The organism is Aerococcus viridans, assembly GCF_002083135.2.
In the GTDB taxonomy this organism is placed as follows: domain Bacteria; phylum Bacillota; class Bacilli; order Lactobacillales; family Aerococcaceae; genus Aerococcus; species Aerococcus viridans_C.
Map to the genome: position 1 here is coordinate 1,679,471 of NZ_NBTM02000001.1, position 13,833 is coordinate 1,693,303.

General features: G+C 36.6%; 18 protein-coding genes. 11 read left to right on the plus strand and 7 right to left on the minus strand.

The window, feature by feature from the left end:
* Position 1: 1 nt before the first annotated feature.
* The 6 genes from A6J77_RS07825 to A6J77_RS07850 are packed head-to-tail and all read right to left on the minus strand — an operon-like array spanning position 2 to position 4,681.
* Positions 2-589, minus strand: a complete 588-nt coding sequence (locus A6J77_RS07825) for a V-type ATP synthase subunit E (RefSeq protein WP_083069694.1) — start codon at positions 587-589, stop codon at positions 2-4.
* 17 nt (positions 590-606) lie between these two features.
* The gene (locus A6J77_RS07830; RefSeq protein ID WP_048729658.1) at positions 607-912 is read right to left on the minus strand and encodes a V-type ATP synthase subunit F; all 306 of its coding nucleotides are present in this window, start codon (positions 910-912) and stop codon (positions 607-609) included.
* Complete coding sequence (locus tag A6J77_RS07835) at positions 912-1,367, minus strand: ATP synthase subunit C (protein WP_083069702.1); 456 nt, start codon at positions 1,365-1,367, stop codon at positions 912-914. Before A6J77_RS07835 ends, A6J77_RS07830 begins: the two co-directional genes overlap by 1 nt.
* A 14-nt stretch (positions 1,368-1,381) precedes the next feature.
* The gene (locus A6J77_RS07840) at positions 1,382-3,325 is read right to left on the minus strand and encodes a V-type ATP synthase subunit I (protein ID WP_083069704.1); all 1,944 of its coding nucleotides are present in this window, start codon (positions 3,323-3,325) and stop codon (positions 1,382-1,384) included.
* Positions 3,322-4,365 (minus strand): V0D/AC39 family V-type ATPase subunit, encoded by a 1,044-nt coding sequence (locus A6J77_RS07845; RefSeq protein ID WP_083069706.1) that lies wholly within the window; start codon positions 4,363-4,365, stop codon positions 3,322-3,324. The genes A6J77_RS07840 and A6J77_RS07845 overlap by 4 nt, the downstream gene beginning before the upstream one ends.
* A complete protein-coding gene (locus tag A6J77_RS07850) occupies positions 4,352-4,681 on the minus strand; it encodes a hypothetical protein (protein WP_026466164.1) in 330 nt (109 codons plus the stop codon). The genes A6J77_RS07845 and A6J77_RS07850 overlap by 14 nt, the downstream gene beginning before the upstream one ends.
* 224 nt (positions 4,682-4,905) lie before the next feature.
* Here A6J77_RS07850 and comGA point away from each other — a divergent pair, with 224 nt between their 5' ends.
* From comGA to nusB, 11 genes are all read left to right on the plus strand, one after another.
* Entirely contained in the window at positions 4,906-5,925 is a 1,020-nt protein-coding gene (gene comGA / locus A6J77_RS07855) for a competence type IV pilus ATPase ComGA (protein WP_227645197.1), read from the plus strand.
* The gene (gene comGB, locus A6J77_RS07860; RefSeq protein WP_083069715.1) at positions 5,864-6,943 is read left to right on the plus strand and encodes a competence type IV pilus assembly protein ComGB; all 1,080 of its coding nucleotides are present in this window, start codon (positions 5,864-5,866) and stop codon (positions 6,941-6,943) included. The genes comGA and comGB overlap by 62 nt, the downstream gene beginning before the upstream one ends.
* A 12-nt stretch (positions 6,944-6,955) precedes the next feature.
* Positions 6,956-7,273, plus strand: a complete 318-nt coding sequence (gene comGC / locus A6J77_RS07865) for a competence type IV pilus major pilin ComGC (RefSeq protein ID WP_083069717.1) — start codon at positions 6,956-6,958, stop codon at positions 7,271-7,273.
* Between the two features lie 39 nt (positions 7,274-7,312).
* Positions 7,313-7,762 (plus strand): prepilin-type N-terminal cleavage/methylation domain-containing protein, encoded by a 450-nt coding sequence (locus A6J77_RS07870; protein ID WP_083069719.1) that lies wholly within the window; start codon positions 7,313-7,315, stop codon positions 7,760-7,762.
* 31 nt (positions 7,763-7,793) lie between these two features.
* Positions 7,794-8,048: a hypothetical protein gene (locus A6J77_RS07875; protein WP_227645157.1), complete on the plus strand. Its 255-nt coding sequence runs from the start codon at positions 7,794-7,796 to the stop codon at positions 8,046-8,048.
* A gap of 88 nt (positions 8,049-8,136) precedes the next feature.
* Positions 8,137-8,544, plus strand: a complete 408-nt coding sequence (locus tag A6J77_RS07880) for a hypothetical protein (RefSeq protein ID WP_227645198.1) — start codon at positions 8,137-8,139, stop codon at positions 8,542-8,544.
* A gap of 2 nt (positions 8,545-8,546) precedes the next feature.
* On the plus strand, positions 8,547-9,170 hold the full coding sequence (locus A6J77_RS07885) for a hypothetical protein (protein ID WP_083069723.1): 624 nt from the start codon (positions 8,547-8,549) through the stop codon (positions 9,168-9,170).
* Positions 9,171-9,328: 158 nt separating this feature from the next.
* Complete coding sequence (locus A6J77_RS07890) at positions 9,329-10,408, plus strand: M24 family metallopeptidase (protein WP_102950030.1); 1,080 nt, start codon at positions 9,329-9,331, stop codon at positions 10,406-10,408.
* Between the two features lie 97 nt (positions 10,409-10,505).
* Complete coding sequence (gene efp, locus A6J77_RS07895) at positions 10,506-11,066, plus strand: elongation factor P (RefSeq protein ID WP_083070283.1); 561 nt, start codon at positions 10,506-10,508, stop codon at positions 11,064-11,066.
* 23 nt (positions 11,067-11,089) lie between these two features.
* Positions 11,090-11,464 carry an Asp23/Gls24 family envelope stress response protein gene (locus A6J77_RS07900; RefSeq protein WP_083069725.1) on the plus strand — a complete coding sequence of 125 codons (375 nt, stop codon included), beginning with the start codon at positions 11,090-11,092 and terminating at the stop codon, positions 11,462-11,464.
* A 21-nt stretch (positions 11,465-11,485) separates the two neighbouring features.
* Positions 11,486-12,133: a transcription antitermination factor NusB gene (gene nusB, locus A6J77_RS07905; protein ID WP_083069726.1), complete on the plus strand. Its 648-nt coding sequence runs from the start codon at positions 11,486-11,488 to the stop codon at positions 12,131-12,133.
* Between the two features lie 198 nt (positions 12,134-12,331).
* On the opposite strand, the gene A6J77_RS07910 is transcribed toward nusB, so the two are convergent.
* The gene (locus A6J77_RS07910) at positions 12,332-13,672 is read right to left on the minus strand and encodes an ISL3 family transposase (RefSeq protein WP_083069727.1); all 1,341 of its coding nucleotides are present in this window, start codon (positions 13,670-13,672) and stop codon (positions 12,332-12,334) included.
* Positions 13,673-13,833 lie beyond the last annotated feature (161 nt).

Genomic DNA, 13,833 nt, shown 5'->3' on the forward strand with positions numbered 1-13,833 from the left:
TCTAGTCATCAACCTCCTTGATAGTAAAGCTATCTTCAACGTTTGCTAATAGGGTAGAGAAAGAGTAATCAATCAACACTTGACGGTCTTTCAAGACACCACGGACGCCACCTAAAAACTCACGGTCTGAAATTTGAATATTTGCATTTGTTTCTTCAAATAAAGTTTCAAGCATACCTTGATCTGAATGGTTGATGTAAACAACCAACTCTTCACGGTTTTTTTCTGCATAGTCTTTTAAGTTATTAATCATCACAACTAATTGGTTGCGGTATTCATCTGTTTGCATGTAATTTTGAATCGCATCGTTGAATTCAGCGAATAGCGTTTTTTTCAACTTTTCTTCTGATAAGTACAAGTCACGTTGTAAGTGAATTTGACTTTGAGAAATGTTTTTATTTAACTCTTTACGCATATCTTTTTTGGCGTTTACAAATTTTGCATCAAACTCTTGATTTGTATTTTTCACAAATTCATCATAGTCTTTTTGCAAAGTTGCTCGGTATTGATTGACTTGTTCATCAATAATATCTTGCGCTTGTTGGTTGACTTGCGTTTCAAAATAAGCAAATTTATCTTCTAAATCCATTGCTTAAAACTCCCATTCTATAATTGGATACCAATTGCATGTTGAATTGTTTCTGCAATGGTATTGGTCGCATTTTGATATTCATTTGCACCTAAGACTGAAGTGATAAGTGGTGTTGCTTGGTTAAAGCGAACATCATTTACAAGGTCTTGATTGCTTTCAATTAGAGAAGGCGAAAGGTAAAGAATACCAATACCTTTATTAGCTACTGCACGTTTAAAGGCAGGTTCAAATTCCGCAGGCTTTACAATTTCACCTTCAATACCTACTAATCGCAATCCAGTCAAAGTGTCTAAGTTATCGCAGATTACGTAAGCATTCATTATAGTTGACCTAAAATCATGAATGAGATGATCAAACCGTAAAGGGCAACCCCTTCAGCAAGACCAACGAAGATTAATGAACGACCGAAGATTGAACCATCTTCTGAAATAGCACCTAGGGCAGCTGAAGCAGCAGAGGCAACGGCGATACCACCACCAACACATGATAAACCAGTTGATAAGGCAGCAGCAATGTAACCAAGACCTGTTGCTAAACCAGCAGCGTCACCAGCAGTTTCTGCAGCAGCACCAGTTGATGCTAAAGCAACTTCTGGGTTGTAAGCTAATACGATAGCAATTAAGATACCAGCTACAACGAATATTAAGTTAGTAGTTAATGATTTTTTGTAACGATTTTTTGTTTTTTTTCCTGTGTAGAAGTAACCAAATGGTAAAACAAAACCCAATACGAAAGTTGCAACCATTGTCAGTTTAATTAATAATTCTGTTGTCATTTTTATTTTCTCCTTTAATCTTTAATCCAAATATTTTTAAATTCAATACCGTCGCCACGATAGAAGTGACTGAAAATTTCATAAAATTCAAGACGTAAAACTTGAATTGCCACGACTAATCCTTCAAAACCAGTTACAAACAAGTTACCTAAGATAATGACCAACCAGTTGATGTTGCCACTATTTTCAGCACCTGCAAACATTAATACCACACTCATCATTGCACCATGGGAAATAGCGAATGCACCCACACGGACGAATGAAATTGAGTTAGAGAAGTAAGTTAATAGGGTTTCAAATGTCTCAAAGAAGATCGTTAATGCTTTAATCACGATGTTGTCACCATTTTTCTCTTTATGGTTTTCCAACTTGTGAATGATTTCTTCCTTAAAGGCAATTGTGATTAATGCTAAAACTAGGATAGCGATTAAGATGCCTATTGCTGGAATTGTGTGTCCAGACATGTAGAGGATTAACATAGCTACTAATACAAAGTAGAAAATGAATCCGGCAATACCGTTCTTATCAAGAATGGCTTCCCATTTTTCTCCGGCATTAAAGCGTTGCACGATGTTGACGATCATTGTTGCGAGGATCATGAACATACCAAAGGCGACTGCAACAATAAATACTGTATTTAATCTTCCAAAGAAGGGGATGTCTGTCATGTGTGTCATAGGATGTAGCCATAATGCATGGATAGCATCTTCAAATCCAAAGATTGATCCGTAAAGGAAACCAAAGATAGTTGAACTTAATCCAATTGGCGCTAACATACCGATAGGGCGTAATTTCTTGTTGAAGAATCCGACAAGCCCTACAAGAAATAGAATTAACCCCTGACCCACGTCTCCGAACATGGCACCAAAAAGAAGGGAGTATGAAATACCTACAATCGCTGTTGGATCAATTTCACGGTAGTTTGGAACGCCGTACATTTTGGTTAGTAACTCAAAAGGGCGGATTAGGAAATTGTTCTTCATTTTTGTAGGTGGATTCAAATGACTGTTGTCATCTTCGTCTTCGATATACATAGTCACGTTCGGATCGTTTTTCACTTCATCGCTGAATTTTTGCGCATCAGATTGAGACATCCAACCGATTAATAAGTAACGTGTTTCTTTTTGCGCGAATTCCTCACGCGTAATTGCTGCAAATTTACGAACACCAAAGGCTTGAGATAAATCCATTAAACGACTCTTAGCAGCTAATAAATTAGGTGCAACTGGCGTTACTAAAGCACGCATTTTACGCTTCAATTGGATTAACTGGCTTTCAGTATCTTCCACTAGGTTTTGGTATTTATGGGTAATTTCACGGAAGCTACCAGTTTCTTCAGGAAGGTAAATTCGTTCCCAAGCTAGTGAGAATAGAAGAGCATCAACACGTTGGCGCGCTTCATCTGGTGTGAAGTAGACACCATAAACGTATTTTTCAGTTTCTTCACTCTTCACGAAGATTGCTGGCGCCATTGTGTCCACATATTTTTCGAACTTACGGTAGTTGTCACGAGTGAAACGGCCGAAACGGAATTTAATGTGGTTCATTTCGTAAATTTTATCCAATGTGAAATCAATCGATTGGAAGGGTCTAAACATTAACAAGCTTTCATTTGCTTCATCATGTGCTGCTTGCACCCTAGCAATGGCTTCTCGTTCATGTTGCAAGCTTTCTTCAACTTCGTTTACTAAAGCTTTTGCTTCATCAAAGGTCATGGGTTTGTCCAAGTGAATGTCTTTACCATGCTCAACGTTTGTGTAGTCTAATAAGTTATCAATTCGTTCTTCCCAAGGTTCGTAAGGGTTTGGACTTGTATAGGGACGAAGTGTTCGAATCTCTGACAACTCCTTCAATGCATTTTCTAAATGAATAGGGTAGTGGGTCAAATAACGATCCGCCATCCGGTCAATATCGTCACGAGGACCGGTAATATTGACTAAGCGCATTTCGGTTATCATTGATTTAAACTCCTTTCTATAGGTGAGATGTTTTTATATGTAATTCGTTCGGTTAATTCTTCTAACATTAGTAGTGCGCGACGACTATCTTCTAAATAATTAATAATTGCAAACATAGATCTTGGTGCTCTATTTGCTAGATGACTTTGTAAAGATCTTAAAAATGCTTCTTCATATTTTTGAAGGGATTCCTCAGTTGATAAATGTTCAAAAATATCACCATAACCAAGCTCTGCAACTGTTATTTCAAAATTACGAATATCAGGTGCTTGTAGCAATCGATCAACATACTCATCATTTAAGCGATAATGAGCATCCACTAGAGCAGAAGTCACTTCGTTGTCATTTAATTGGTAGAGGAATTTCAAACGATAAATTGTAAAAATATTTAAGATATCAAAGCGGGCGCCGAATAGTTTTTTAAAACCTGTTAATGACTCACCAGTTAGATATTTTTTACCGCCTTGCCAAATTTGTTGAATGACAAATTGGTCAAAGGCAATTTCGAATTCATAGCGGTCATAGTCATTTTGACTAAATAAGTTACTATATTGTTGGAAAAAAGGTCCGTAAATGGTGTCAGCAAGTGCATCCACAACTGCTTTTACGTCAGTTGCCATGATCAAATCTGTCGTTTTGAATCCGCGATTATCATCAAGATAATGGGTTACTGGACTCATGATGACGGTTGTTTCACCGCGATTATCTACCGTTCGTAAGGTATGTTTGATAAACCAAGCTTCAAAAAACATTGCATATCGTTTAAGGAAGGCGCGTTGTTGCAAAGAGGCAAATCGATATATCTTTAAAAACTCAAAGAAATTGCCGTAATTAAGCATCAACTCAATATCTTCTCGCGAAGAGACATCAGTTTTTAGAACGTCTGCTGCCTTTTTGTAAGAAGGATTTTCGGTGATTAATGCGTACAATTCATTTAATGTAGGAATATCCCCATGAGCCTCGATTTTCTCACTGGTCAGTAAATGCTTTCGCATACCATGAATTTTTGTGTCTATAGCAGTATAGTTATCCAATTTCATCGACTCCAAGCTTTGTTACTTTTTCCATGAACTCGTCTACATAAAGACCGTGCTCATTGTCAAGAATATCTTGAATGCGTTGCATTTTACGGGAAAATTTGGCAGTAAGATTATGAGAAGTTTCATAGTCCTCAGAACTAAACGATTCTCTTGTTGCTTCGATTTTTTTAGCATAAGCATCATTAGCCGCTTGTAAAAAATCACGTTTCTTATCGTCAAATGATCTTTTAATGCTCATTTTTTGATCTTGAACCGTATTCTCCGCATCTTTAGCCGTATTTTCGATTTGATATAAACGATTTACGATGTCATCCATTGCAGTTCCCTCCCTTTTTGTAGTGCCAATTTAGCGGCCTAACTTAAAGTATATCATTTCAGAAAATTTTCAAAATTAAAACGGGGGCCTATCATGCAAAAGTGCGCAAAATTTTGAGATGCGCTTTTTTTTGCATATTATTTTCATTTCGTAAGCGATTTTATAAAAATTCTTCGTATAAATTATATGACCTGAAAATAAATGGAGGTGATAGGTTGAAAGAAATGATAGACAAGATGATTTCGATGGCGATATTAAAACGGTCCGATGATATCCACATTCTCCCGGAGGGACAGCAATATCATATTTTTCTGAGAGACGGATACCAATTGATATTGCAGGAAACCCTTGAATTTGAGAAAGGTAGCCAGCTGATACGGCTTTTAAAATACATGGCTAATATGGATGTAGGTGAGAAACGTATGCCCCAAGACGGTGCTATTGTCTATGACCTGGCAGACGACAAAATCGAATTGCGATTATCGTCAATCTCAAATTATCTCATGCATGAATCATTAGTCATTCGTGTCTTTCATGATAAGGTGACCAGTGATTTTAAAGCCAATCACTTGAATCAAGAAGCTTATGACACTATGAACAAATATATGAAGCGCAAAAGTGGTTTGATTATATTTTCAGGTCCAGTTTCTTCAGGTAAAACAACGACTATATACCAGTTGCTAAGGAATGCCTATCAAGAAAAAGCCAGTCAAATTATTACCATCGAAGAGCCCATTGAAATTAAAGAACCCACTTTCTTACAAACTGAAGTCAATGAAAAGGCGGATATTACTTATGACCGTTTGTTGACGGCTAGTTTGCGACATCATCCAGATATTATTCTAATTGGTGAAATCAGAAGTGAAGAAACGGCGAAAATGGTGATCCGCGCTTCACTGACTGGTCATCTGGTTCTAGCCACTATTCATGCTAAAAATACTTTTGGTGTTATTGGACGCTTGAAAGAATTAGGGATCACAAACGAACAATTGGTTCAGACCTTACTATTAGTCGTTGCCCAAAGGCTGGTGCCTCGTGTCCTTGATCAAGACTTAGAAGCGACTGAGAAATTAGCCATATTTGAGTTGCTACACGGCGACCAGCTGAGTAGTTTCATTTTAAATCAAAGCTATCCAAATGATTTTAAATCACTAAATCGACTATTAAAGGAGGCTTATGAACATGGTTACATCGCCCAGTCGAGCATGGAAGAATATCAACTGGAAACAATTAGCGAACACTGAAATTACTAGCACTTGGAAACCACAATTACAGGCGACTGTACTTTTATATATCGCAGAAATGCTTCAAGAAGGGTTTCCTATGCTTGAAATATTTGCTTTCTTAAAGACTATTTTTCCTAAGCAGGAAGTGACCTTTGGCAAAATGGCAGCCGGTTTCTCAGCTGGCCAGTATTTTTACCAAGTTATACATGAAATGAAAATTAAGGGTAACGTAGCGTATCAAATCCAGGTGGCAGAAGCTTATGGCAATTTTGGTTTAGGGCTAGAAACGATTGCAATGTACATTCAAGAACGTGATCAACAGATGCAAAAGCTAAAAGGGGTAATGCTTTATCCAATTGCTTTAATTGTGTTGATGATTGGCATGTTATTTGGCCTGCGTATATTTCTTTTGCCACAATTGGCTTCTATGTCAGTGGGTGAGGGACAGGGGTTACTGAGCTATTTATTGATTTTCTTGCAAGAGCTGCATTGGATAATGATAGGGTTTTTAATTCTGCTGTTAGTTATACTTATCGTCTATCTAATATGGAAGAAGAGGACTAACCCATTATCAAGAGCAAGGTTATATGTCAAATTACCAGTGGTTGGAAAATTATTTAGATTATATTACACCCAGTTTTTTGCTTATGAATTTAGCCAACTATTTAGAATAGGTTATTCAGTGCGGCAAATCACTGAGTCGTTAATTAAACAAAATGAAGTTGCATTCTTACAAGCTTTTGGTGAGTACTTAGACGAAAGATATTATCAAGGTGTGTCATTTACGGATAGTTTAACAGCTGCCGATGTGTTCACCCGTGAATTTCCAGCAATAGTAATTCAGGGAGAATTATTAAATCAATTGGCGATTAAGACAAGGTTATATAGTCAGAGGGTTTTAAGACTTCTGTATCAAACGATTGATCAACAAATAAAGATAGCACAATCCATTTTGTTTTTGAGTGTCGCAATCTGTGTGGTCATGGTCTACTTAATTTTAATGTTACCAATGTTAACGATGTTAGAAACAATTTAAGGAGGAATTATCATGAAAAAAGTATTAGTTAGGTTCATTCAAAAGGGTCGTAGAAAAGAAGGTTTTACGCTTATAGAAATGGTTTTGGTCCTATTTATTGTGGCAGCCTTGTTACTGCTAATTATACCAAACATGTCCAAGCAAACAAAAAATGTAGAGACTAAAACTAACGCTGCTTTAGTCGAAACTGTTGAAACGCAGAAGGAATTATATTTACTAGAACATGATGAAGCAAGTGTCACGGCGGAAGTACTAGCGGAGCAGGGTTATATCACAGATGAGCAATTAGAAAAATATAATGCTATTCCAGCTGGAACTGTTACCCCTTAGGGATTTTTAGGGTCATCATTTTAAGAGGAGTGGATTTTGATGAAAAAACATAAAAGGAAATCAGGATTTACTCTTCTAGAAATGATACTCGTTTTATTTGCGCTGTCATTATCATTAATACTTGCGGTCCCATATGCAAATGACGCAATTGTCCGCTATGAATCAAAAGTAATGATGCGTAATGTCATGCAACACTTTGAATACGCGCATAAGATGACAATTGTGAGGAAAGGTATTCATTTTGTGACTTTCTCAGGTAATACAGTGGAATTTCGAGCTGATCTATTACGCCCTTCACCAGGAGATACGACATTTGTATTTCCAAAAGAAGCTAAGTTTGTGCATTATAAAAGATTTGAATTTTCTACGTCAGGAACTGTTGGGCCACAAACGATTACCTTAAGAACACCAACGAAGGATTATGCAATAGTTTATCAATTTTCTGGAGGGCGCTATGTTATTGAAGAAAAAGAGCCAATTGATTCATAATTCCAATAGTAAAAAGGAGAAGCGAGGGTTTATGTTCATCGAATCTATTATTGGCCTGTCTTTAATGGGGGCTATGGTCTTCCTCCTTGTCATGAACCAGCAGATGCAACTTGAAAACCTCAGACGAAGTGAAATGGACTTAAGTCAAAGTCGTGAACAGTTTCATCAATTAAACGCTATTCAATTTGGGGCAAGCATACATGAAGGGATAGAAATCAATCTGGATAAAGGGATACTGGAGGATCAACGTGAGGGTCATTTCACAGAATTTAAGATCCAAGAATAAATTAAAGGGGCGAGAGTTAAAGCTGACTAAGTTAAAGCTAACTATGTCAAATATGATTAACTCAAGATCAGGGTTCACCTTATTGGAAATGATTTACGGGCTATTTTTCTATGCCCTTATTCAATTTACCTTTGTGGCTGTGATGGGTACAGAGATGAATATATATAACCGATATGAAGTAATGGCCTACGATGACTTTGATATCTTCTCAAACCAATTTTTGACAGACCATACGCAAACCGAACTGGTTGGATATACTGCAAATACACTTTCCCTCAAAGAAAATAATAAGGTCGGTATTTACCGATTTTATAAAGATAGTAATGGGAACTTTTGGATCAGATATTCTTTAAACGGTGGGTACGAGCCACAAATTCCAAACGCTACTAGGCTGACTATAAAAGAATTAGATCATGGGAACTTCCTGTTTGAAGTGAGGCTATTCGATGGTAGGGATTATAAGATCCTTTTACCTTTAGTAAAGAAGGGTAAATAATAATGAAGAAAAGTGGTTTTGTCTTGTTTACCGCATTAATGTATATGTCGATTTTAACCTTCATCTATTTAGTTAACTTAAATATGTATAGTAACCAAGTTAAAATGAATGAAGAGATTAACATATCCTATCAAGCACAAATCATGTCTCGTCTGGCGGTGGAGAAAGTGATCGCTGAAAAGGAGAAAGAAGTATCTAGCCAAATAAGATCAAAGGATCAGCCGTCAGGGCCATCAGATAGTAAAGAATCAGATACATCCTATTCTAGAGAAGAAAGTGATGAAAAACCTTTGCTAGATGAAAGCAGTGAAATCTTAAATAAACCTGATCAACCAGGTGTTTCAGAGATTGAGCCGGATGCTAACGCTGAATCGGGTAATCAAGAGGATATAGAAAATACCGAAGCAACTGTTAATTCAGTAACTTCAGATCAAGTAAAAGAAGTAGAGGCTGCCACTCACTCCATAATATCATTGACAGATGGTAAGTGGACTATGGTCTTTAGCCAAGGACATGTGTCAGTTGAATTAAAAAATAAGGTCTTTAACACGACTGTATTTGTTGTAGAAAACGGACGGCAATATAAATATAATAATGTCCCTTATGATCAAAGAACTCAGGAGTAAGTAGCTGTGGGTAATAGGTATAAAGTGAGCAAGAATATTAATAAAGAGCCCTATGAATAATGCTAAGTTTCATTGAAGACTGATATATGCTATACTAATTGGGCTATAAAAAGTGATTCTATTTAGAGAGATAGATTAGTCAATATGAGGTGAAAAGTTTGGAAAAGAGAATAAGTGCTTTGCAAGAAAGCATGGCAGCTGAAGGTATTAATGCTTACTATGTCACTGACCCATTTAATTTAAGATATATTTCTGGTTTTACTGGAACAAGTGGTACAGCATTGATTACCGCGAATAATGCTTACTTCATCACAGATTTTAGATATCGGGAACAAGCGAAAGCACAGTGTGCTGGCTATGAAATTATCATTGCTGGTGGATCTGCAGCGCATACTAGCCCCTTGAGATTCGTTCAATCAGTAGTGGCCAACGAAAATATAGGCCAACTTGGTTATGAAGAAGAATATATGACAGTTGCTAAATTTGATGAGTTAGAAGATATCGTTTCTGCTCGATTAATCCCAGCATCTGGAATGATTGAGGCTTTACGTCAAACCAAAGACCAAGAAGAAATTGCGATAATTCAACGTGCATGTGAAATTGCTGATGCAGCTTTCGACCATATCTTAGGTTTCATACAAGTTGGTATGACTGAAATCCAAGTTGCAAATGAATTAGATTTCTTTATGAGAAGCCAAGGGGCGAGCGGTGTTTCTTTTGAAACAATTGTTGCATCTGGCTACCGGTCTGCAATGCCACATGGTGTGGCCTCTGATAAAGTGATTGAAGCGGGCGATATCGTGACTATGGACTATGGTTGCTACTATAAGGGTTACGTTTCTGACATCACAAGAACCATTGCAGTTGGTGAACCGTCAAGTAAGATGAAAGAAATCTATGATATTGTTTTCCAAGCGAACCAACTAGTGAATGAGCAAGCAAAAGCTGGCATGACTGGTGAAGAAATGGATGCTATCGCACGTGACTTTATTGCTAGCTATGGTTACGGTGATGACTTTGGCCACTCACTTGGACATTCTATTGGTTTAGATATTCATGAGTCACCAAATGCAAGTATGCATAATAAACAACCACTAAAAGAGTACACGGTTATTACAAATGAGCCTGGCATCTACCTGGAAGGTATTGGCGGGGTTCGTATTGAAGATGACATCATCTTGACAGAAGATGGGAATAAAGTTCTGACACATGCTCCTCGTCACTTGATTATCGTGTGATTTTACGTAGATGATTGAATGCATCCGACTTTTTGAGCCAGGATGCATTTTAATGTGTTATAATTTTGGTATGATTAAATTTTTAGGAGATGTATATATGATTACAACAAACGATTTTAAAACAGGCTTAACTATTCAAGATAATGGTAACTTATACCGTGTTGTAGAATTCCAACACGTTAAACCAGGTAAAGGGTCTGCTTTCGTGCGTTCAAAATTAAAAAACTTACGTACAGGTGCATTATTAGATAAGACCTGGCGTGCAGGTGAAAAAGTAGAAACTGCTCATATCGAAAACCGTGACATGCAATACTTATACGCTGATGGCGATACTCACGTCTTTATGGATAATGAAACGTATGAACAAACTGAAATTCCAGCAAACCAAATTCAAGACGAATTAAAATTTATGTTAGAAAATATGGAAGTTAAAATCATCACTTTTGGTGCTGAAGTATTAGGTGTTGAATTACCTAAAACAGTTGAATTAGTTGTTAAAGAAACAGAACCTGGTATCAAAGGTGATACTGCTTCAGGTGGTTCTAAACCTGCTACTATGGAAACTGGTGTAGTTATTAACGTTCCATTCTTTGTTAACGCTGGTGACAAATTAGTAATCAATACTTCTAACGGTGGAGAGTACATTTCACGCGCGTAATTTGAGATAAGGAGTGAACGACAATGGCTGATAAAATTGAAGCATACAAGCATAATCAAGTGCAAGCTACCGGTGCAATTGAAATTGCTCCTCAAGTAATCGAAAATATTGCTGCAACGACTGCCTTGCAAATTAAAGGTGTTCGAGCGATTAAACGTGCTAACAAGACAATTCAAGATGTTTTCCAACGCGATGCCGGAGTAATTCTTTATCAAAATAATCGAAATGAAATGGTATTAGACCTGTCTGTAGAATTATATTTTGGAACTGCTGTAATTGCAGTTGCACAAAATATTCAATCACAGGTAATTGACCAAGTGAAGTACATGACAGATATTACGATTGATGTCGTAAACGTTCATGTGACAAACTTGTATATGGAAAAAGCAAGCAAATAAATCGTATTAAGGGGAACAAGTATGAAATTAGGGTTATCACAAATTAGAGAGCTCGCTGTATTAATATCTTATGAGCAAGAGTTCAATCCACAACTTTCTTTGGAAAGTGCCTTCAATCATATCTTACAAAACCACAAGAAATTGGGTCAAAAGGTAAATTTTGAGGAATTAACTGAAGAAGAATTTATTGAGTATGAAAATCATGCAATCAAGTTGAAGGATAGTATTGAGAATTTTTCAGCTAAAAATCATTTTGATAAATTACCGGATGTTACTGAGGATGTGACTGTTCCCGCTTATTTACGTACATTAGTAGAAGGTGTTAAAACGAATCGCTTTGAGATTGACCAAATGATTGATAAACATATCCACGGGAATTGGTCAGTGCAACGACTAGAATTAGTGAATCTACAAATTCTACGAGTGGCAGTGTTCGAGTTACTATTTACCGATGAAGAGACGGTTCCTCGTGTAGTAGCGGTTAATGAAGCGATTGAATTAGCTAAATTATATTCGGACGACCGTGCACGTAAATTTATTAATGGAATCTTATCAAACGTCTTAGCTGAATTAAAAGCCAATGCCGATGTTAAACCAGTAGAAACTGTGGGCATTGATATTATTGAAGAAAGCGAAACAGACTTAGGTAGTGAACAGTCAGCTGAATAATCGGGTTCTTTTACAAATAGTGTTGGTAAATAATTTCAAATATCGCGAATACGTTATTTAGTATTTATTAATATGTAAATGAGCTTCAAAGAGAAAAGCTATACACGATTATGTGTATGGCTTTTTTTTGCCCTTAGGCAAGAAGATTATTATGTTGTAGCAACAAGGTCTACGAAAATAGTAATAGTTTGGCAGGCCTTAGCTTGCCATTGCTTCATAAGTGGATGGTGCTGGGTTTGAAGGTTTGTATTTTAGTTTGAATTGGACTAGTATTCTAGCGCGTAAATTAAAGAAATTAGCATATCCGAAACCAGTACGCTTAATTAATTTAATCTTATTATTAATACCTTCGGTAGGTCCGTTTGAGACGGTATAAGTTAATGAATTATGGATATATGGTAAAAACTTCTGTAAAGTTCTGATAGTTCTTCTCGCACGTCGAGGCAAGGTTATTTTCCTTGTGCTCTTCAATATTTCATCAAATAGCTCAATGTTATGCGTAGAAATTGCGTACTTAAGCTCATTCATTAGAGTATATGTTACTAATAAATCCGGCGAAATATTCAATAGGAAATCAACAATGCGCTGTTCCGAAATTTCTTCACCAAATTGGCGAACATAATATGTATCAGTGAAATTTAAGTCTTCAGCATTTTTTAGCAACAACTTCCATTGTTTTTTAAGTTTTCTGTAGTCAGATGGTCGGCTATTTTTCACGATATTCATAGCTTTAATACGAACAGAATTAATTGTCTCATTTAGTAACTTCACGATATGGAATCGATCAATTACAATCTTAGCATTAGGAAAACTAGTACGTATTACTTCAAGATAGGGTGTATACAAATCGATAGAAACAGTTTTCACACTACTTCTAGCAGCCCAAGTAAAGGAAGCAAAGTAATCGATTAGAGAAGCTTGTTTCCGATCAACAATAATATCAATCAACCTTCTATTATGGGTGTCCACAAGGACAGCACTCATCGCATTGGCTACTCGATTAGTAGATTTAAACTCATCTATACCAAGGTTACTAGGCAGATAGTTTCCTTTTGGTGATAGTCCTTTACCAGCTTTCAGTAGAATCCTAGCGACTGTTGGAGACGACACGTGATATCGTTTAGCGATTAATCGCATGGATTGTGTTTCAACTAATTCTGAACTTATCTGACTTTTTATTGAGTTTGAGATACAGCAGTATTTCTGTACTAACGGTGTTTCAGCAATAAAGGTTTGCGCGCAATGTTTACAATAAAATCTTTGCTTCTTTAGTTTTAGCAATATCGGATTTGAAACTGAATTAGGTAATCTTATAATTGTAGGCTTAAACCCATGTTTAATCAGATCATGGCTTCCTGTATTCTTTACACCACATTGGATACAAGCCTTAGGCTTGTAGGTTAAGATGCCTTCAACGACTATATAATTCACATCTTGATACTTTTCAGTTGGAAGCAGAGTCATTCCCTCTGGTACACCAATTTGAATATTATTGTCGAGAATTCCGCAAAGTTGTTTTATAATAGTTATATGGGACATGAATTTTCCTTCTTTCAGTATTCGTCGAGGTTTACTTGAAATAAGGATATCATGTCCTTTTTTTGCGTACACAAAAATAGTGCCGATGAGACTCAATTGAATCTCACCAACACTATTTATTATAGAACCAATAATCGTGTTGAGTGCAAGAGACCGGGACC